The organism is Arthrobacter sp. MYb221 (genome assembly GCF_002979835.1).
Taxonomy (GTDB): Bacteria; Actinomycetota; Actinomycetes; order Actinomycetales; family Micrococcaceae; genus Glutamicibacter.
The window spans coordinates 155,192-172,359 of sequence record NZ_PCPW01000007.1; the positions used below are offsets into that span (position 1 = coordinate 155,192).

The following is a 17,168-nucleotide window of genomic DNA, read 5'->3' on the forward strand; positions in this document are numbered from 1 at the left end:
TTACTGCAGCGTAGCGGTCAACCGGCAGACGTTGTCGATCCAGCGCTGCAAGCGTGGACGGCGGCGCCACTCGCTCAAGGTCAGCTCCGAAGATATTTCGCGGTAGTGATCTTGCACCTTGTTCACCGCGTCGACAATCTCCGGGCCGAGCATCATCACCGAAATCTCCATATTCAAGCTGAACGACCGCATATCCATATTCGAAGAGCCGACCACGGCAACATCGTTATCGGCGGTGAAACACTTCGTGTGCAGGACCTTCGGGGCCGGGTAGCGGTAGATTCTCACGCCAGCTTGCAGCAGCTGCTGATAATAGGACTGTTGCGCGTGATGCACCAGGAACTGGTCTCCTTTTTCGCAGACGAAAAGCTCGACCTCCACGCCGCGTTGCGCGGCGGTGGTGATGGCATAGAGCAGCGAATCATCGGGCACGAAATACGGGCTGGTGATTTTCAGCCGTTCGGTGGCCGAGTACATCAGGGTATTGAATAGCCGCAAGTTATTTTCGGATTCGTAGCCCGGTCCACTCGGCAATACCTGGGCGAGTGTTGCTCCGGGTTGGTCTGCCTGCGACAGCGGGTGCGAGGCTTCGGTCAAATCCGACAAGACATCGGTAGTGTCATCTTCCTGCCACCAATCGGTCGCGAAGGTGACGTCCAGGCTACGCACCAATGGACCCTCGACGCGCAGCATCATCTCGACCCATTCGCGGCCTAGGGCATGGGCTGACTCGCGCTTGTAGCCCGGTTCGATCAGGTTCTGGCTGCCGGTGAACGCTACCGCACCGTCCACGACGAGGATCTTGCGGTGGTTGCGCAGATCGGGGCGTCGCCAGCGCCGGCCAATCGGGTCGATGGGCAGCATCGCGCGCCATTCGATGTCCGATTTGCGCAGCCGCTTCTTCAAATCCCGGTAGCCGGTCACGCGCAAGGTGCCTAGGTGGTCGAAGAGTAGGCGGACGTTCACCCCGCGGCGTGCGGCGGCCTCCAATGCGTCGAGGACCGGGCCAACATATTCTTCATCATCGCCCATGATGTAGAACTGGATGTGCACGTAGCGTTGCGCCTGCTCGATGGCCTGGCGCATGGATTCCAGGGATGCCTTGTAATTGGAAAGCACCTCAATTTTGTTTCCTCCGTCAAGCGGGAACGCCCCAAGCTTGCGATTGAGGACGACCGCAGACTCCACCCATTCTTCGGTGGAGTGGAATTCTTCGGGAAGCTGCATGTGGGAGGTGGCGTTCGTGATGCTTTCATTGGCGCGGCGTTGCTTCTCCAAACGACGCCGCGAAAGCCTCGGATTCGCAAAAAGCAGGTAGGCGGCCAGGCCTGCCACGGGAATGAAATAGATCGCCAATAGCCAGGCCATGGCGGTGGTTGGACGGCGGTTTCCGGGGACGATGCCAATCATCACGAAGCGCACAATGATGTCAATTGCTACGGCAATTGGCCACAGGACGGCACCAATCTGAAGCAACAGTTCGCCGCTAGGCAACATCTAAACACGCTCCGCTCTCTTTTTCATTTACGAATTTAGCGTCTTTGACGCAGTCAGCGCGCCAAACTCCTTGACTTAGACTATCCAATCCGTGGCGACTTGTGCGTGCTTGAAGCCCTCATTGGTGCGTAGTGCGGCAAAGTTTCGATAATCTTTAACTATGAGCTCACTCGTATTCCTTGATCCGGCGTATCCTGCCGGGCGCTTGGCAGACATTAACGCACCACAACTTCCAGTAACCGCCCAAGGCGTGACTCGAGGCGATGGCGTGTTCGAGTCGATGCTGTACACCAACCAGGCCGTACGCAAAATGGAAGCGCATCTGGCCCGTCTGGCTATTTCCGCCGAGGCCTGCGATCTTGTCATCCCCGACGAGCACCGTTGGCGCGCGGCCATCGATACCGCCGTGGCTGACTTTGACGCCGATGGCGGCGCCGAAGAAGCAGTGGTCAAACTCGTGGTTTCGCGCGCTGATTCCGATGCCGAGCAGGCGCTGTGCTGGGTAACCGTGGCCCCCGCCCCGCAGTTGGGCAAAGACCAGCGCGAGACCGGAATCGACGTTCTGCTGCTGGACCGCGGCTACGATTCGAAGCTTGCCGAGCGGGCCCCCTGGCTTCTGATGGGCGCCAAAACCTTGTCCTATGCGGTGAATATGGCGGCCTTGCGTTTCGCGCACAAGCACGGAGCCCAGGACGTCATCTTCACCTCCTCGGACGGTGTGGTCTTGGAGGGCCCAACTTCAACCGTGCTCATTGCCCAACGCGATGGAGACACCAAACGGCTGATCACCCCGATGCTTGAAACTGGCATCCTGCCCGGCACTACCCAAAGCGCGATCTTCGACGCGGCGGAACAGTACGGTTGGGAGCTGGGCTACGGTCCGCTCCGACCGGAGGACCTCTATCAGGCCGATGGGGTCTGGCTGGTTTCTTCGGTACGGCTGCTCACTGCGGTCCACACCCTTGACGCGAAACCGCTGCGCCTAGACGCCGAGCTCCATGCGGAGCTCAGCGAGCTCAGCGCTTCGGTCCGCTAACTCCAGACCAGGTTGAAGGTGCCCGCCCACAAGGCGGCACCGATGGCCACGGTACCCAATAGCACACCCGTTGCCAACACCGCGCCGTCACGCCAGGTGAAGGACACCGAGCGCACCCAGGTACGTGTTCCCGTGCCAAAGCCCTTGGCTTCCATGGTCACCGCAAGCCTTCCGGCACGGCGCAATGCCTGCACCAACAGCGCGAGCACCTGCCCGAGCTTCGCCTTCACCCGTTGGGTCGGTGAGCGAAGGTCGCCGACTCCTCGCGCGCGGCGGGCCAGCGTCAGGGTGGTGAATTCCTCCACCAGCAAGCCCAGCAACCGCATCCCGGCAAGGGCTCCCAAGACGAATCGGTGCGGAACCTTGAGCTGTTGCGCCAAGGCGCCGCCGAGGTCGCTGGGGTTCGTGGAACTGAGCAAGAGCACCGTGGGCACCGCGAGCGCCAGGGTACGCAATCCGGTAGCTACTCCGGCGCTCACCGATCCTTCGGTAATGCTGAGTATCCCCAGGCTTAGCAGCGTTTCGCCGGAGTCTTCACCTACCAAGGCAATTCCCCAGGCGGCGAGGGCCCCGGCAACAATAAGCGGCCAGCCGCGGCGCATAAACGTGCCCAAACGCAAGCCCGCCAGCGGCAAGGCAAAGAGCGTAGCAAGGATGACCACGCAGGCAGAGACCCAGTCGATGGTCGAGATCAACGGCAAGGTTGCCGCAGCGATCGCACCCAGCTTGGCCAACGGATTGATTTTTGCCAGCCAGCTATCCCCCAAGGGCGCGTCGAGCATCGGGCCTTGGCGTACCGCTGCCGGCTTGGCATCCGGCTCCTCGCGAGTCATTACGATCTGCGCCGCGTTGAGCGCGTGAGCGAAATCTTCATCGTGGGTCACCGCGACCACGGTTATCCCCGATTCGAGCGCCTCGATCAGGATGTTTGCCAGTTCCAGCCACGTATTGGCATCTTGCCCGAAGGTCGGTTCGTCCAAGATCAATACATCTGGTGAGGCGGCCAGCACCGTCGCTACCGAAAGTCGGCGTTTCTCGCCACCGGAGAGCGTGAACGGGTTGGCCTCGCCCAGATGGGCAAGCCCCAAGCGGTCCAGCAGTTCCTCCACCCGCAGAGCAATCTGCGCTGGAGCGTACTTCTCGTTCTCCACCCCGGCCTGGCGTGCTCGGGTAGGTGCGAATGCCAATTCTTCGCGGACGCTTTGCGTGACGAATTGATGTTCCGGTTCCTGGAATACCGACCCGATCCGTGCAACCAATGCCCCTGCCCGCCAGCTGAAGGGTTGCGGACTCAACCCATCGGCCAGGTCGCTGCTTGCTTCGACACTGCCCGTAGCCGGCTCAAGCAATCCGCCTAAGGTCAGCGCCAAGGTGGATTTCCCTGCACCATTTTCCCCGCGAATTACCAACGCTTGGCCGGCGCGCAGCCGCAAGTTGATTTCGGCCGTGCGCACCGCCTGCGGATGGCGCGCCGCGCGCAGGTTCACCGCCGCGAGCAGTTCCGCTCCCTCGCGTGAGTGAAGAGGTTCGGTGTGCGGAACGTAGCCGGGAATCCAAATGCCCGCCCTGGCTAATTCACGGCGAATCTTTTCATTCTCAAAGAGCGCCCGCGGCTCGAGGTCATGGGCGATCCCTCCGCCAGGGGCAAGGACGAGTACGCGGTCTACGTGTTCTGCCCAGGCCTGCAAGCGATGTTCCACCACAAGCAGTGTCGCACCGGTGGCATTGGCGGCGGCAATCACCGCATCACGCAGCGGCGCGATCCCCGACGGGTCAATGTTTGCGGTGGGTTCGTCCAGGAGCATCAGACCGGGGCCCATAGCAAGAATCCCGGCCAAGGCCAGCCGCTGCTTCTGGCCACCGGAGAGTTCCTGGGTGCGGTGCGACAAATCCAGATTCCCAAGTCCTACCGCGCGAAGCACCTCGGGGATTCGCGCGCGGATCAGTTCCGGAGCCATTCCAAGATTCTCCGCACCGAAGGCGACATCGTCGCCGACCCGGCTCTGCACGATCTGTGTTTCGGGGTCTTGCTGCATCAACCCGACCGGGAAGCTGCGGGCAAAGGCATCCCGTCGCTGAATCTGCAGTTTGCCAGTGGCCTGCTGCCGTTCGTCGATCTCCAGAACTCCAGCCAAGGCGTGCAAGAGCGTTGATTTACCGGCGCCAGATGGGCCTAGCAGCAGGACCTTCTGCCCGGCGGGAATATGCAGGTCCAGTCCGCTAAGCGCCGGCAATGGACGTTCGGCATGGTGCCAGCCAAAGTTGTCGGCCGTGATCTCAAAGCCGCCACCGCCGAGGTGCCCGGGGGTGGCTTCGGTAGTCGAAGAACTCAATTCAGGCACTGCGCAGCGAACCTTCAAGGTGTGCCGAACGGCTAGCCAATGCTCCCAGGGCACCGGTCTTCGCCAGAGCACGGGTTGCCAACCACGAGAGAAGTCCGGCAATAACTAGGCCGGAAATGCCCATGGCAACTACGTGGAACAGCTTCATCGCCTCGGTGTACTCAGCGAAGTAACCCAGCAGGTAGGCTTCGCCGATTCCGCCGAAAATTCCCGACATGAATCCCGCAAGCAGTGCCACCGGCAGGTTCCACCGGCGGTACCTCACTGCGGCAAAGACCACCTCGGCTCCGAGCCCCTGGATCAGGCCGGAGAACAGCACCGCTAATCCCCATTGGGAACCTAGCAAGGCTGAGATGACGGCGGCGAGGATCTCGCAATACAGCGCGGCACCGGGTTTCCGGATAATCAACGCACCGAGCACCGCGGGAAAAAGCCACATGCCAGATACGAAGGCGCTTGCCGGTGGGAAAGCCACGAAAGCAAGGCTGACCAATCCGTATCCGGCGTTCCAAGCCCAAAAGATAACGCCCGAGGCGACCGCGATTACCGAGGCCACAACGATGTCGACCACGCGCCAGCTGGCACGGTTAGTTGCTGGTGCAACGTTCATAAGGTTTGTCCTCCTATGTAAGGAGGGGAGATGCACGGACCGGTGGGCGTTTAATCGCGCGCCATGATCCGCATCCGAGATGCTCGACTTCCTTCGCCGGTACTAGCCGGGGCAGGTTCGAGGGTCTGCGATCTATCGCACTCTCAGCGTCTTGCACCGCGAACGGCATGACGCTCCCCTGTCGGAATGATTACTGCTCAACCACCATACCGCAGGTATGCTGGGCTACAGAACGAAACCTTACGACGCGAATGCGAGGTCCTCATGAACTCAGTGCAGAAGCTTGTTACCCTTGGAATTTCCATGGGAGCGGGAATGCTTGGAAGCCGACTGGTCGACAAGGTCTGGAAAGGCTTCACCGGAAACGACGCGCCACGTCACGGCAAGGAAGCAGCCGCGGAAGCGAGTATGCGCCAGGCTTTGGGGTTCGCCATTTTCTCCGCCGTGGTCGCATCGATTATCCAGGTGCTGGCTGATCGCGGCACCAACAAGGCCATGAAGAAGTTCAGCAAGTAACATTGCCGAATTCCTTTGGTGGGGCAGGCCATTTGGCCTGCCCCACCAAAGTTTAACCAGCAGCTAGGTGCTCTCGGGCTCGTCGTTCTGTGCAGGTTTCGCTGGCGGCACCGCTGCGGTGGTTCCGGTCGTCTGCGAATGATTGCTAATGACCTGTTTTAGTTCATCAACATGCAAGGTTTCTTTCGCCACGTGCTTCGTGCGATATCCGGCGCGGCCAATCATGTGCGCCGATACCGGGGCAGTCAGCAGCTGCAATCCCCAGGCCAATGCAAAGACCGGGATCAGTCCCCAGCTGCGCAAGTGGATGATGAGTCCGGCGAAGAGCAGCAGGAAGCCCAATACTTGTGGTTTCGTGGCCGCGTGCATGCGTGAAAGCAGATCCGGGAAGGTAATTAAACCGATTCCGGCGATCAGCGACATCAGGGAACCAAGTACCAGCAAGAGCGCAGCGAGTGCTTCTAAGAACGTGTCCATTAGGCGTTCCTCTGATCCGATACGAACCGCGAGACGGTAACCGAGCCGATGAATCCCAAGGTGCATGCAACCACCGTGAACAGCAGGTAATCGGTGTGCCGGTTCAGCGCCATGTCTAGGCACAGCGCACTGGAAATGATCAACAGCATGACGTCGAGAGCGAGCACCCGGTCAAGAATCGAGGGGCCCTTGAAAACCCGCCACAGGCAAGCGATAGAGGCCAGCGCCAACATCACTCCGCCAATCCATACAGCTATTTCAATCATTTCTTGGGCTTCCTGCTGGAGAAATCCGGACCGCATTCATTCTTGATCGCCTCGTATTCATCGGGGCTTCCGATGGCCATGATCAACCGGCGTTCAATGTCGTGGATATTCGCTCGCGCCTTTTCCACATCCGCATCGCTATTCACATCGAGATAGTGCAGGTACAAGGTGGAACTGCTGCGGTCCACGTCCACCACGAAGGAACCTGGGATCAGGGTCAGCACATGGCCCACGGTCATCACTACCAAGTCAGATTCGGTGCGCAGCGGCACTGCGATCACCGCGCTGCGTGTCTTCTTACGGCGTACTATCGCAACTCGCGCCACATGGCCGCTGGCGACGAATACCTGACCGAGGAACCACGCGAAGAGCTTCAGGCAATACCAAAGGTTTATTCGTCCGGGAAGCACCACCGGCGGCAGCGGGAATAGATTCACGATGACGATCGAAATAATCGCGCCAAACAATAGATTCCCGGCCGAGAAGTCCTGCCACAGTGCACCCCATACGAAGATGAGCAGCAGGAGCAACGGCCACTCCTGCTTGAAGGTGGCACGGTGACGGACACCGGAGGTATCCAGCGCATCATCGATGCGCTGGTCACGATGTTTGAGGTTCTTGTCCTTCATGCGCCTTTCCTCCTAACTCAACGGTAGTACTGCGTTGATGAATGGTTCACGTGCAATCAATTCGGCCGCCACGCGTTCACAGAAGGCGAAGATCGGCCCGGCGAAAATGGTCAGCGCGATACCTGCGGCAACGAGCGAACCGGTCGCGTAGCGCATCCCCCAAGGCAGGGACTCGGATTCCAACTCGCGGGCAAGCTTCCTGCCCAGATGCGGGGACTCGGCGCCGCCTGCCGCGGCATGTTCCAGAACCCGCGTCGATTCTGCGATCAATTGCGCGTTCGGCACCTCGGCATCCGCCGCACGGCGCCAGAACATACGCGCCCACACACGAATAATCGCAAGCAGGGTCAGCAAACTGGTCAGCAGCCCGGCGCCGATGACCACCCAAGTCAAGGCGTCTGCCTCGGACGACGCCGCATGCAACAGCCCGAACTTCCCGAGGAATCCGGAGAAGGGCGGGATGCCGCCGAGGTTGATGGCCGGAATGAAGAAGAGCACGGCAAGCATCGGAGACAGCTTGGCCAGCGAGCCGAGTTTGGTCACGTTCGCGCTGCCTGCTCGGCGTTCGATGAGCCCGGCAACCATGAATAGCGAGGTCTGCACGATGATGTGGTGGCCCACGTAGTAGATGGTGGCGGCGATGGCCAGCGGTCCGCCGACGGCAACACCGAAGATCAGGTAGCCGATGTGGCTGGTTAGCGTGAACGAAAGCATACGTTTGAGGTCCGTCTGGGCCAGCGCACCGAGAATACCGATGACCATGGTCAATGCCGCAACCACCAGCAGCGCGGCGTTAACCGTCCCGCCGGGGAACAACAGCGTTTCGGTACGGATGATCGCGTACACCCCGACCTTGGTCAGCAGCCCGGCGAATACCGCGGTGACCGGGGCCGGAGCCGTTGGATAGGAGTCCGGAAGCCAGAGCGAGAGCGGGAAAACGGCGGCCTTGATGCCGAAGGCAATAAGCAGCAGCACGTGCAGGATCAGGTGCGGGCCTTGGTCCAGTTCGGGCAGCTTCACCGCCAGGTCTGCCATGTTCACGGTACCTGTGGCGGCATAGATCATTGCGATCGCCATCAGGAAGATCACCGAGGACACCACCGAAACCACCACATAGGTGGTTCCGGCGCGGATGCGTTCGGCGGTACCGCCGAGGGTCAGCAGCACGTAGCTGGCGGTCAGCAGGATTTCGAAGCCGACATACAGGTTGAATAGATCCGCGGCGAGGAAGGCGTTGGACACGCCGGCGAGCAGAATCAGGTAGGCCGGGTGGAAGACCGATACCGGCCCCGGTTCGTCCCCATCGGCCAGGCCCTGGCTGGTCGCGTAGAACAGCACCGCGAGGGACACCACGGTCGAAATCAGCAGCATGAAGGAGCTGAAGCCGTCGACCATCAGCGCAATGCCGAACGGCGAGTCCCAGCCGCCAATGTGGATGGCATAGCTTTCGCCGCCCCACACCGCTGCCACCATGCCGGCTTCGAGGACCAGCGTCAGGCAGAGGATGCCGATCGTGATCAGCCGCTGGACACGGAGGCGGCGGCGCGCCAGGAACGCTGCGCCGGCACCGAATATCGGCAGCAGCACAGCCAGCGGGGAGAGTTCGAGAAATTCCATGGTTACTCTTCCCCTTCTCTAATCGGTCGGCCTTCTTCATCGACGAATTCTGTCGTGTCCTCGGCTACCGGCGAATCTTCTTCTTCGTCATATGCGGTGGACTGCGAAACCTTAATATCCTCGGTATCGTCGGCAACCACATCGGCGCTGGTCAGCGCCCAGGAACGATAGATCATCGCGAGCAGGAACGCGGTCACCGCGAAGGTGATCACGATGGCGGTGAGGATCAAGGCCTGCGGCAACGGATCGGAGTACTCCTCCGGGGCAATGCTCGAATCGAACAGCGGCGCCACCCCGCGGCGTCCGCCGCTGGTCAGAATCAGCAGGTTCACCCCGTTGCCCAAGAGCATGATGCCAAGCAGCACGCGGGTCAGGGTACGTTCCAGTACCAGATAGAATCCGGCGGCCAGCAGCACGCCGGTAATCACCAGGAAGGTAATATTCACGCTCATCGTCCTACCCCCGAAGCCGTGGCGTGGGTGACATCGTGTTGTTCGATCGGTGAGCGCCCCTCGGAGAGCTCATCGATTTCGCTACCCAGGGAGCGCAGGACGTCCTGTACGAGGCCAAGGACCACCAGATACACTCCAATATCGAAAATCGTTGAGGTGACGAACTTATGTTCGCCAAAGACCGGCAGCCAGAATTCCCATACGTAGGTGGTGAAGATCGGGTCGCCGAAAAGCACCGGAATCACTCCGGCAATTCCGGCCAGGGCCAAGCCGCCACCGATCAGCATGCCAGGTGCGACACGCATCGATTCGGAGAGCTCCACGCGTCCGCCGGCAAGGTAGCGGATGGTCAAGGCCAGCCCCGCGATCAGCCCGCCGGCGAATCCCCCGCCGGGAGCGTTGTGCCCGGCGATCAGCGCATAGACGCTGAGCAGCAGCACCGTGTGGAATACCAGCCGGGTGACAATCTCGAAAATGATCGAACGCCGTTCGGCCACCAGCGTGTTGCCGGCCATCAGCCAGTCCTGGTTGCTGGAGCTGGCGAAACGCCGGGCCACGCGCAGCCCAACTTCCTTGCTCCGCTGGTCGCCCATGGCTTCGGAGCCGCGGTCGATGCTTCCCGGTGCTACATGATGGGCGCGCACGCGCTGCCCGAAGCTCCGGCCGGCGAAGATCAGCGAGGCCACGCCCGTGGCCGCAGCCGCCAGCACGGTGATCTCGCCGAAGGTATCCCAGACGCGGATGTCCACCAGCGTCACGTTCACGATGTTCTCGCCGAAGCCCTCGTAGTAGGCCAGATCCGGGTAGGCCAGCGAGATCGGGGCTTCGGTGCGTGCGGCCATCATCGCGATAGCGATATACACCACCATGATCGCCAGCGCGATGGCGAGCACCGCGCGGCCCCAATTGATCTCGGTCAGGCCAACCCAGAGGCGTTTGGGCAGGGCGCGCAGCGCCAGCACGAAGGAGACCAGCACGATGGTTTCCACCAACAGCTGGGTGAGCGCCAGATCCGGGGCGCCCTGCAGCGCGAAGATGGCAACCATCCCGTAGCCGGTCACCGAGACCATCAGCACCGCCATGAAACGCTTCGGCGCCACGATCGCGATCACGCAACCGGTGATGATGATCGCGCCGATGACCAGCTGGGCCGGATGATCGGCGATGACCCAGTTGGTGGGCCACGGAGTTTCGACGGTCAACGCGATGGACAGCGGCAAGATGAGCACGACCATGAGGATCACGCCCAGGTAGAAGGACAGCGAACCACGCTGGGTACGACCGGTGGTCCAAATGGCGACACGGTCCAGCACGTTGATGCTCCCGCGGTAGACTTCCTCGGCGGAAATCACGCTGCGCCGCAACGGCGCTCCGGTATCGGTGCGCTTGCGCAGCCAGAAGAACAAAATACCGATGGCCACCGAGATGGCGCTCAGTCCCAAGGCCGGGTTGAACCCGGCGAAAAGCATTAGATGCATCTGCCCCGGTCCGCCCTGAAGGAGCGACCAGTGGGCGATCAGCGGTTCGATGAATTTCGGGTAGAGGCCCAGCGCCAGGGTGCACAAGGTCAACACCAGCAGGGGGCTCAGGAAGATCAGCGAGGGACGCTTATACGTGGTCTCGCCGGCGATCTTCGGTTTCACGCCGAAGGCCCCGATGAGGAAGCGCAAGGAATAGGCCATGGTCAGCGCGGCGCCCAGAACCAGCCCGATCAGCGCGAACGTCCCCCAGCCGGTGTCCAGGTGCAAGGCGGCCTCGTAGACCGCCTCCTTGGCGACGAATCCGAACAATGGCGGGATCCCCGCCATCGACGCGACGGCGATAGCGGCGATCAGCGCCAGGATCGGCATGCTGCGCCGCAGTCCGGAGAGCTTGCGGATATCACGGGTACCGGTGTTGTGGTCGATGATGCCCACGGTGAGGAACAAGGTGGCCTTGAACAAGCCATGTGCCAGCGTCAATGCCAGCGCGGCGAAGGCGGCTTCGGCGGTGCCGAAGCCGAAGATCGCAATGATGAAGCCAAGCTGCGAGACGGTGCCGAAGGCAAGGATCAGTTTCAGGTCATACTGTTTCAGCGCGCGGTAACCGCCGATCAGCATGGTCAGCACGCCAATGCCTACGGTGAGCGGCACCCAAAAAGCAGTTTCGGAAAAGCCCGGGGCCAGTCGGGCGATGAGGTATACCCCGGCCTTGACCATGGCCGCGGCGTGAAGATAGGCGGAAACCGGGGTCGGTGCGGCCATTGCTCCAGGCAGCCAGAAGTGGAAGGGAACCAGCGCGGATTTGGAGATGGCTCCGAGCAGGATCAAGGCGATGGCCATGTCAACGAACATTCCGGTGGAGACCAGCTGTTCGGACTGCGCGATCCACTCGGAGAGCCGGTAGCTGCCGGTTTGAGCGCCAATCATCAGCAGCCCGGCGAGCATGGCCAATCCACCGAAGGTGGTTACGATCAGCGCGTTCATTGCCGAGCGTCGCGCGGTGATCAGGTGCTGGCTGAAGCCGATGAGCAGGTAGGAAAGCACCGAGGTGATTTCCCAGAAGATGAACATGATGATGACGTCGTCGGCGGTCACCAGGCCGGTCATGGCGCCGGCGAAGGCGACCATCTTGGCGGCGAAGCCACCGATTTGCGGGTCATCGTTCTTGAAATAGCGTCCGCAGTAGATCAGCACGAGTGCGCCAACGCCGAGGATCAACAGCAGCAGGCTTGCGGCTAGCGCATCCATGCGGAAGTTCAGCCCGATATTCAGGCCCGGGATCCAGTCGATGCTCAAAGAAGGTGGCGCGTTCGGGGCCCCGGATGACAAGGTCGGGTCTGCTGCCAGGACGGCCGGCATGCGTGTGATGAGCCAGATAAAACCCACTGCAGGAACAATTGCCACTACATAGAAGGCGTTTCTTTTGAGCGCCCGGAACAGCATTGGGGACAACGCCGCCGTTGCAAAGAGTGCAATGAGAATTATTAACACATGTCTCCTCTGTCGACTGAACAAGGGGCCAGAGTCCGACGAACAGAAAATGTCCGCTACGCAATTTTATCAGTCCAGAGGGGATTTTATGCACTGTTGAGCGCTTCGGGGAGCAATTGCGCCACCGGAGAACAACATGATGAATTCCGACACTGGCATATGCATGTGCTAATTCATTTTCTGATCACCGCAAACCTGTACGATGCCCACATGGGATCGAATATTGAACCGGTGGTAGACCAACACGGTGGCAAGTGGCTCAATAAGTACACCTGGGCTTGGGCAAGTTGGGATTGGGGCCAGGCGGCGATCAACGCAGTGATGATCACCTTCGTGTTCACCGTGTATCTGACCAGTGAACTTTTCGGTGATACCGACCATTCATCGCTGGTCCTCTCGCAAGCCCTATCCATCGCAGGCTTGTTGATCGCCTTGCTTGTTCCGGTGACCGGGCTCCGGGCGGACGCCGCCGGGCGGCGCAAACTCTGGATCATCGTTAATACCTTGCTGCTTGTGCTGGTCTGCGCCGCCGGCTTCTTCGTTTACCCCGATCCGAACTACCTGCTCTTTGGTGTCGGGATCATTGCGGCCTTGTCGCTGTTCTCTGAATTCGCCGGGGTGAACTACAACGCGGTCCTGAACCAGATTTCCACGCGCGCCACCGTTGGCAAGGTCTCCGGCTTCGGCTGGGGCATGGGGTATGTCGGCGGAATTCTGGCGCTGGCCCTGGTGCTCTTCGGATTCGTCCAGCCAATCGTCGACTGGCCCGGAGCGAATACCGCCGACTCGCTGAACTTGCGGTGGGTCGCGGTGTTCAGCGCACTGTGGTGCCTGATCTTTGCGCTGCCGCTATTCTTCGTCATCCCCGAAAGCACCTCGACGGTGTCGACGAAGATTCCGTTGTCGCAGTCCTACAAGGTGTTGTGGGGCCGCATCGTGGGCCTGTGGCATGAAGACCGCAATCTGCTCTTCTTCCTAGGCTCCTCGGCCGTTTTCCGCGATGGGCTCAGCGCGATCTTTACCTTCGGCGGCGTGATTGCCGCCGGAACCTTCGGTTTTACGCTCACCGAGGTCATCATCTTCGCAATTGTGGGCAATATGGTCGCCGCGCTCGGCGCGGTAATAGGCGGTCGCCTCGATGACGTGATTGGACCGAAGGCGGTAATCACCGGTTCGCTCATTGGCTTGCTGATTGCCGGGGCCGGGGTGTTCTTCTCCCCCGGTGCCTCAGGATTCTGGATCTTCGGACTGCTGCTCACCCTATTCGTGGGACCGGCCCAGTCGGCCTCGCGCTCCTACCTGTCCCGGATGATCCCCGAAGGGCGAGAGGGCGAACTTTTCGGTCTCTACGCGACCACCGGACGTGCGGTCTCCTTCCTCGCTCCGACGCTCTTTGGACTGTCCATTGCCCTTGCCACCCCCTTGGTGGAGAGCGGTCAGGCACAACGTTATGGAATCCTGGGAATTTTAGTGGTGCTTCTGCTAGGCCTGTTGTTGCTGCTGCCGATCCGCTCGCCTCACAAAACACCGGGCAGCTAGAAACGCGAATGCCGTAAATCTTCTCCTGCTGGCTAAGCCCGGTGCACTAGTGATTGACTGTCGCTCATGAACGCAGAAAATACCGAGCACGGTGTCGAGCCGCATGATTCGGGGGTGGCCGAACGGCTCAATTGGTTACGCGCGGGAGTCCTCGGGGCAAATGATGGAATCGTTTCGGTTGCCGCCGTGGTCGTCGGTGTTGCCGGTGCCACGACCGCCAACGCTCCGATCCTCACCGCCGGCGCCGCAGCCGTGATTGGTGGAGCCATCTCCATGGCTCTCGGTGAATATGTGTCGGTCGCCAGCGCCGCAGATTCTCAGCGGGCGCTGATCGAGAAGGAGCAGGCCGAACTGCGCGACACGCCCCAAGCCGAGCTCGAAGAGCTGACCCAGCTCTACCGGGACAAGGGGCTGAGCGCCCGCACCGCGGCACAGGTTGCCGTTGAGCTGACCGAGCACGATGTGCTCAGAGCCCATTTGGATGCCGAATTGAATCTTGATCCGGATGAGGTGCTCAGTCCGTGGCACGCGGCCATCGCCTCGGCTATTGCTTTCCTCAGCGGTGCGGTCCTGCCTTTTGCCACCGCCGTCCTGCTGCCTGGGCCACTGAAGATTCCGGTGACCTTTGCCGCGGTGTTGCTCGCGCTGGCGGTCACCGGCATCTTAGGTGCCAAGCTCGGTGGCGCACCGGTGCTACGCCCAACGCTGCGCGTGCTGATCGGTGGGGCCACGGCATTGGTCGTCACCTTCGCCATCGGCTCTTGGCTCGGCGGAAGCGCCCTGATGCTTTAAATGGCGATGGTGTGGTTGCTCCTTAGCGCTAAGGAGCAACCACACCTCGAAGGCCTATCCGGGCAGCCTGCCCTAGAACAGCGCGCGGGGAACTCGGGACTTATTCTTCGATAGTGGTGCGGTGGAAATTCAGGTGGCTACGTGAAGCGGTCGGCCCGCGCTGCCCCTGGTAGCGATTCCCGTATGGACCCGAGCCGTAGGGGTGTTCGGTATCCGAAGTCAGCTTGAAGAAGCACAGCTGCCCGATCTTCGATCCCGGCCAAAGCTTGATCGGCAGTGTTGCCATATTCGACAGCTCTAGGGTTACGTGACCGGAGAAACCCGGATCGATAAATCCCGCGGTTGAGTGCGTCAGCAGACCCAGGCGGCCCAAGGAGCTCTTGCCTTCGAGCCGCGCAGCAACTCCATGGCCAAGAGTCACCGCCTCATAGGTGGATCCCAGCACGAATTCTCCCGGGTGCAAGATGAAGGGTTCGTCCGGGGCGACCTCAACAAGCCGGGTCAGCTCATTCTGATCCTGTTCCGGATCGATATGAGCGTACTTGTGATTATCAAAGAGCCTAAAGAATCTGTCCAAGCGCACATCAACCGATGCGGGCTGCACCATCTCAGGGTCAAACGGCTCTAAGCCAATTTCACCGGATACAATTTCTCGACGAATATCACGATCTGAATACAACACGTAACTAAATTTATCCTGTTCATCCCTGTAAGTCGCAGTAGGAAACCCAAAAAGTAGCGTTTTTAGGGCAAACTATTCCCGAATCTGCTGAATCGCTCACCCTAGGCGCGCGTTTGAACGATATTCGCGTAGGGTAGCTGGCCATAGTGCGCAAGGAACTTCGCTTGATAGTTGGCCAGAGCCTGGTTCAGGTCTTCGGCTGGTAGTTCCTTCCAGGCAATGATGAGCTTCCCGGAGCCCGCAAGTTGCCAGAGCAAACGGCTGTCCCAGTGCCCCGGGGGTTTGCCCGCCCCAAAATCGATGATCTCTTTCAGTTGTATGCGGAGGCCGCGATTTCCTTGGCTGCCCGGGCTGGCCTTTCCGATATACAAGATGTCCGCCTCCTGGACCCAGCGGGCTTTCAAGTCTTCAATCGGCAGCGAAGGGTTTTTCTTCTTGAATATTCCGGCGCCGCTGCGCGCCAGGAAACGCGGTTCGAAATCCGCGGGGCGCAAGACCGCAAAGATGCCCTGACGCTGTGGCACACGGTTCGTCTCCAGCGCCTTAAAGGGCCGAAAACCGGTGAACCCATCGGCCTTGAGTTCGTTCTTATTCAACTAGATCGAGTTCCTTGCATGATTGGGGCTAGGTGCGGATCTTATGCGCGAAGCAAGACTCTTGATTCGTCTCCTTGATGCTACCGGTCATTCTCGCGGACACTGTGCTGTGCACCGGGTGAACCCGGTGACATCGAAACATGTGGTTCTGCTCAAATTCCCATAGTTTATAGAGGATTTGAGGCTATCGTGGTCTAGGGACTTGTGTCCCATTCGCCGATCCACAACAGAAGGTACGTTTCATGCGCTTGGCTTCAGCAGTCACTAGTGCCGTTTTGGCGGGCGTTGTTGTGCTCTCTGGCAGCGTGGCAGCTCATGCGGCTCCCGAAGCGCTGCCAGTAGTCGAGGCTGGAGAGTTTACCGATGCCGCAAGCTTCCTCGCGTTGATCAATCCCGACACCCAGCTCTCCCCTGCCGATTACACGCCAAAGAAGCTGGTGGATGTCGCGGGAACTTCCCATAAGCTGCGCCCCGAAGCGGCCGAGGCCGTTGAGGCTTTGATTGCCGGGGCACGCAAGTCCGGTCACCCCATCAAGCTTTTGAGCGCCTACCGATCCTATGGACGCCAAGCGGTGCTCTTCAACCAGTACCAGGCCAAATACGGTACGGCCTATGCCGAACGCATTTCTGCACGCCCAGGAACCAGCGAGCACCAGCTTGGCTTGGCCGCAGATGTTGGAAGCATCGGCGGCAGCACCGATCTCAAAGAATCTTTCGGCCTAACGAACGCCGGCATGTGGGTTGCCGAGCATGCGGTGGACTACGGATTGATCATTCGCTATCCGGAAGGCATGGAAGAGATCACCGGCTATAAGTACGAGCCATGGCATGTGCGTTATATCGGCAAGGAGCACGCCGCGGCCATGAAGGAATCGAAGGCCGAAACCTTCGAGGAGTATCACGAATTCCTGCACGACGCGAAAGCAGCGGCAAGCGAAGAGGCTGGCGAGAAAACCGTGGAAAACGCGGCAACCGTCGAAGAAGATTCCGCTCCGCCGGCTTCCAAGAAGAAGGACGAATCAGGTCCGGTCAAGGACGACGACCTGCTGGTGCTTCGTTTCCTTCCCCCGTATCGCGACTGGGGTTTCGGTTTCACCGAAAAGTAGTTCAATACCCATATGTTAAATGCTTGGGGGCTCACCATT

At 60.3% G+C, this 17,168-nt stretch carries 16 protein-coding genes and 1 riboswitch; of the genes, 5 read left to right on the forward strand and 11 right to left on the reverse strand.

The window, feature by feature from the left end:
* Positions 1-1,497 (reverse strand): cardiolipin synthase, encoded by a 1,497-nt coding sequence (cls, locus tag CQ015_RS10605; RefSeq protein ID WP_105553275.1) that lies wholly within the window; start codon positions 1,495-1,497, stop codon positions 1-3.
* A 160-nt stretch (positions 1,498-1,657) separates the two neighbouring features.
* Between cls and CQ015_RS10610 the strand changes: the two genes are divergently transcribed.
* Complete coding sequence (locus CQ015_RS10610) at positions 1,658-2,533, forward strand: aminodeoxychorismate lyase (protein WP_105553276.1); 876 nt, start codon at positions 1,658-1,660, stop codon at positions 2,531-2,533.
* Here the strand turns inward: CQ015_RS10610 and CQ015_RS10615 are convergent.
* Positions 2,530-4,866, reverse strand: a complete 2,337-nt coding sequence (locus CQ015_RS10615; protein ID WP_105553365.1) for an ATP-binding cassette domain-containing protein — start codon at positions 4,864-4,866, stop codon at positions 2,530-2,532. The genes CQ015_RS10610 and CQ015_RS10615 overlap by 4 nt on opposite strands.
* A 1-nt stretch (position 4,867) precedes the next feature.
* On the reverse strand, positions 4,868-5,485 hold the full coding sequence (locus CQ015_RS10620; protein WP_096283298.1) for an ECF transporter S component: 618 nt from the start codon (positions 5,483-5,485) through the stop codon (positions 4,868-4,870).
* A gap of 71 nt (positions 5,486-5,556) precedes the next feature.
* Positions 5,557-5,675, reverse strand: a riboswitch (TPP riboswitch).
* A 74-nt stretch (positions 5,676-5,749) separates the two neighbouring features.
* Between CQ015_RS10620 and CQ015_RS10625 the strand changes: the two genes are divergently transcribed.
* Positions 5,750-6,001 carry a DUF4235 domain-containing protein gene (locus CQ015_RS10625; protein ID WP_096283297.1) on the forward strand — a complete coding sequence of 84 codons (252 nt, stop codon included), beginning with the start codon at positions 5,750-5,752 and terminating at the stop codon, positions 5,999-6,001.
* Positions 6,002-6,064: 63 nt separating this feature from the next.
* On the opposite strand, the gene mnhG is transcribed toward CQ015_RS10625, so the two are convergent.
* Genes mnhG through CQ015_RS10655 form a run of 6 tightly spaced genes read right to left on the reverse strand, consistent with a single transcriptional unit; the run spans position 6,065 to position 12,414 of the window.
* Positions 6,065-6,478: a monovalent cation/H(+) antiporter subunit G gene (mnhG, locus tag CQ015_RS10630; RefSeq protein WP_096283296.1), complete on the reverse strand. Its 414-nt coding sequence runs from the start codon at positions 6,476-6,478 to the stop codon at positions 6,065-6,067.
* A complete protein-coding gene (locus tag CQ015_RS10635; protein WP_096283295.1) occupies positions 6,478-6,744 on the reverse strand; it encodes a monovalent cation/H+ antiporter complex subunit F in 267 nt (88 codons plus the stop codon). Before CQ015_RS10635 ends, mnhG begins: the two co-directional genes overlap by 1 nt.
* Positions 6,741-7,373: a Na+/H+ antiporter subunit E gene (locus CQ015_RS10640; protein WP_105650083.1), complete on the reverse strand. Its 633-nt coding sequence runs from the start codon at positions 7,371-7,373 to the stop codon at positions 6,741-6,743. The genes CQ015_RS10635 and CQ015_RS10640 overlap by 4 nt, the downstream gene beginning before the upstream one ends.
* Positions 7,374-7,385: 12 nt before the next feature.
* Complete coding sequence (locus CQ015_RS10645) at positions 7,386-8,990, reverse strand: Na+/H+ antiporter subunit D (RefSeq protein ID WP_096283293.1); 1,605 nt, start codon at positions 8,988-8,990, stop codon at positions 7,386-7,388.
* Between the two features lie 2 nt (positions 8,991-8,992).
* Complete coding sequence (locus CQ015_RS10650; protein ID WP_096283292.1) at positions 8,993-9,442, reverse strand: Na(+)/H(+) antiporter subunit C; 450 nt, start codon at positions 9,440-9,442, stop codon at positions 8,993-8,995.
* Positions 9,439-12,414, reverse strand: coding sequence for a Na+/H+ antiporter subunit A (locus tag CQ015_RS10655; protein WP_105568692.1), 2,976 nt, complete (start codon positions 12,412-12,414; stop codon positions 9,439-9,441). The genes CQ015_RS10650 and CQ015_RS10655 overlap by 4 nt, the downstream gene beginning before the upstream one ends.
* A 210-nt stretch (positions 12,415-12,624) precedes the next feature.
* Here CQ015_RS10655 and CQ015_RS10660 point away from each other — a divergent pair, with 210 nt between their 5' ends.
* Complete coding sequence (locus tag CQ015_RS10660; RefSeq protein ID WP_096283536.1) at positions 12,625-13,953, forward strand: MFS transporter; 1,329 nt, start codon at positions 12,625-12,627, stop codon at positions 13,951-13,953.
* Between the two features lie 66 nt (positions 13,954-14,019).
* Positions 14,020-14,745: a VIT family protein gene (locus tag CQ015_RS10665; RefSeq protein WP_096283290.1), complete on the forward strand. Its 726-nt coding sequence runs from the start codon at positions 14,020-14,022 to the stop codon at positions 14,743-14,745.
* A gap of 100 nt (positions 14,746-14,845) precedes the next feature.
* Here the strand turns inward: CQ015_RS10665 and dcd are convergent, their stop codons facing one another.
* The gene (gene dcd / locus CQ015_RS10670) at positions 14,846-15,427 is read right to left on the reverse strand and encodes a dCTP deaminase (protein WP_096283289.1); all 582 of its coding nucleotides are present in this window, start codon (positions 15,425-15,427) and stop codon (positions 14,846-14,848) included.
* A 101-nt stretch (positions 15,428-15,528) separates the two neighbouring features.
* Positions 15,529-16,023, reverse strand: a complete 495-nt coding sequence (locus CQ015_RS10675) for a hypothetical protein (protein ID WP_096283288.1) — start codon at positions 16,021-16,023, stop codon at positions 15,529-15,531.
* Between the two features lie 242 nt (positions 16,024-16,265).
* On the opposite strand from CQ015_RS10675, the gene CQ015_RS10680 reads away from it, so the two are divergent.
* Complete coding sequence (locus CQ015_RS10680) at positions 16,266-17,129, forward strand: D-alanyl-D-alanine carboxypeptidase family protein (RefSeq protein ID WP_096283287.1); 864 nt, start codon at positions 16,266-16,268, stop codon at positions 17,127-17,129.
* The last annotated feature ends 39 nt before the right edge of the window (positions 17,130-17,168 follow it).

Bases quoted from the DNA above. Each gene is read 5' to 3' on its own strand.
- cls (WP_105553275.1), bottom strand. From the start codon at position 1,497: ATGTTGCCTAGCGGCGAACTGTTGCTTCAGATTGGTGCCGTCCTGTGG.
- CQ015_RS10610 (WP_105553276.1), top strand. From the start codon at position 1,658: ATGAGCTCACTCGTATTCCTTGATCCGGCGTATCCTGCCGGGCGCTTG.
- CQ015_RS10620 (WP_096283298.1), bottom strand. From the start codon at position 5,485: ATGAACGTTGCACCAGCAACTAACCGTGCCAGCTGGCGCGTGGTCGAC.
- CQ015_RS10625 (WP_096283297.1), top strand. From the start codon at position 5,750: ATGAACTCAGTGCAGAAGCTTGTTACCCTTGGAATTTCCATGGGAGCG.
- mnhG (WP_096283296.1), bottom strand. From the start codon at position 6,478: ATGGACACGTTCTTAGAAGCACTCGCTGCGCTCTTGCTGGTACTTGGT.
- CQ015_RS10635 (WP_096283295.1), bottom strand. From the start codon at position 6,744: ATGATTGAAATAGCTGTATGGATTGGCGGAGTGATGTTGGCGCTGGCC.
- CQ015_RS10640 (WP_105650083.1), bottom strand. From the start codon at position 7,373: ATGAAGGACAAGAACCTCAAACATCGTGACCAGCGCATCGATGATGCG.
- CQ015_RS10645 (WP_096283293.1), bottom strand. From the start codon at position 8,990: ATGGAATTTCTCGAACTCTCCCCGCTGGCTGTGCTGCTGCCGATATTC.
- CQ015_RS10650 (WP_096283292.1), bottom strand. From the start codon at position 9,442: ATGAGCGTGAATATTACCTTCCTGGTGATTACCGGCGTGCTGCTGGCC.
- CQ015_RS10660 (WP_096283536.1), top strand. From the start codon at position 12,625: ATGGGATCGAATATTGAACCGGTGGTAGACCAACACGGTGGCAAGTGG.
- CQ015_RS10665 (WP_096283290.1), top strand. From the start codon at position 14,020: ATGAACGCAGAAAATACCGAGCACGGTGTCGAGCCGCATGATTCGGGG.
- CQ015_RS10680 (WP_096283287.1), top strand. From the start codon at position 16,266: ATGCGCTTGGCTTCAGCAGTCACTAGTGCCGTTTTGGCGGGCGTTGTT.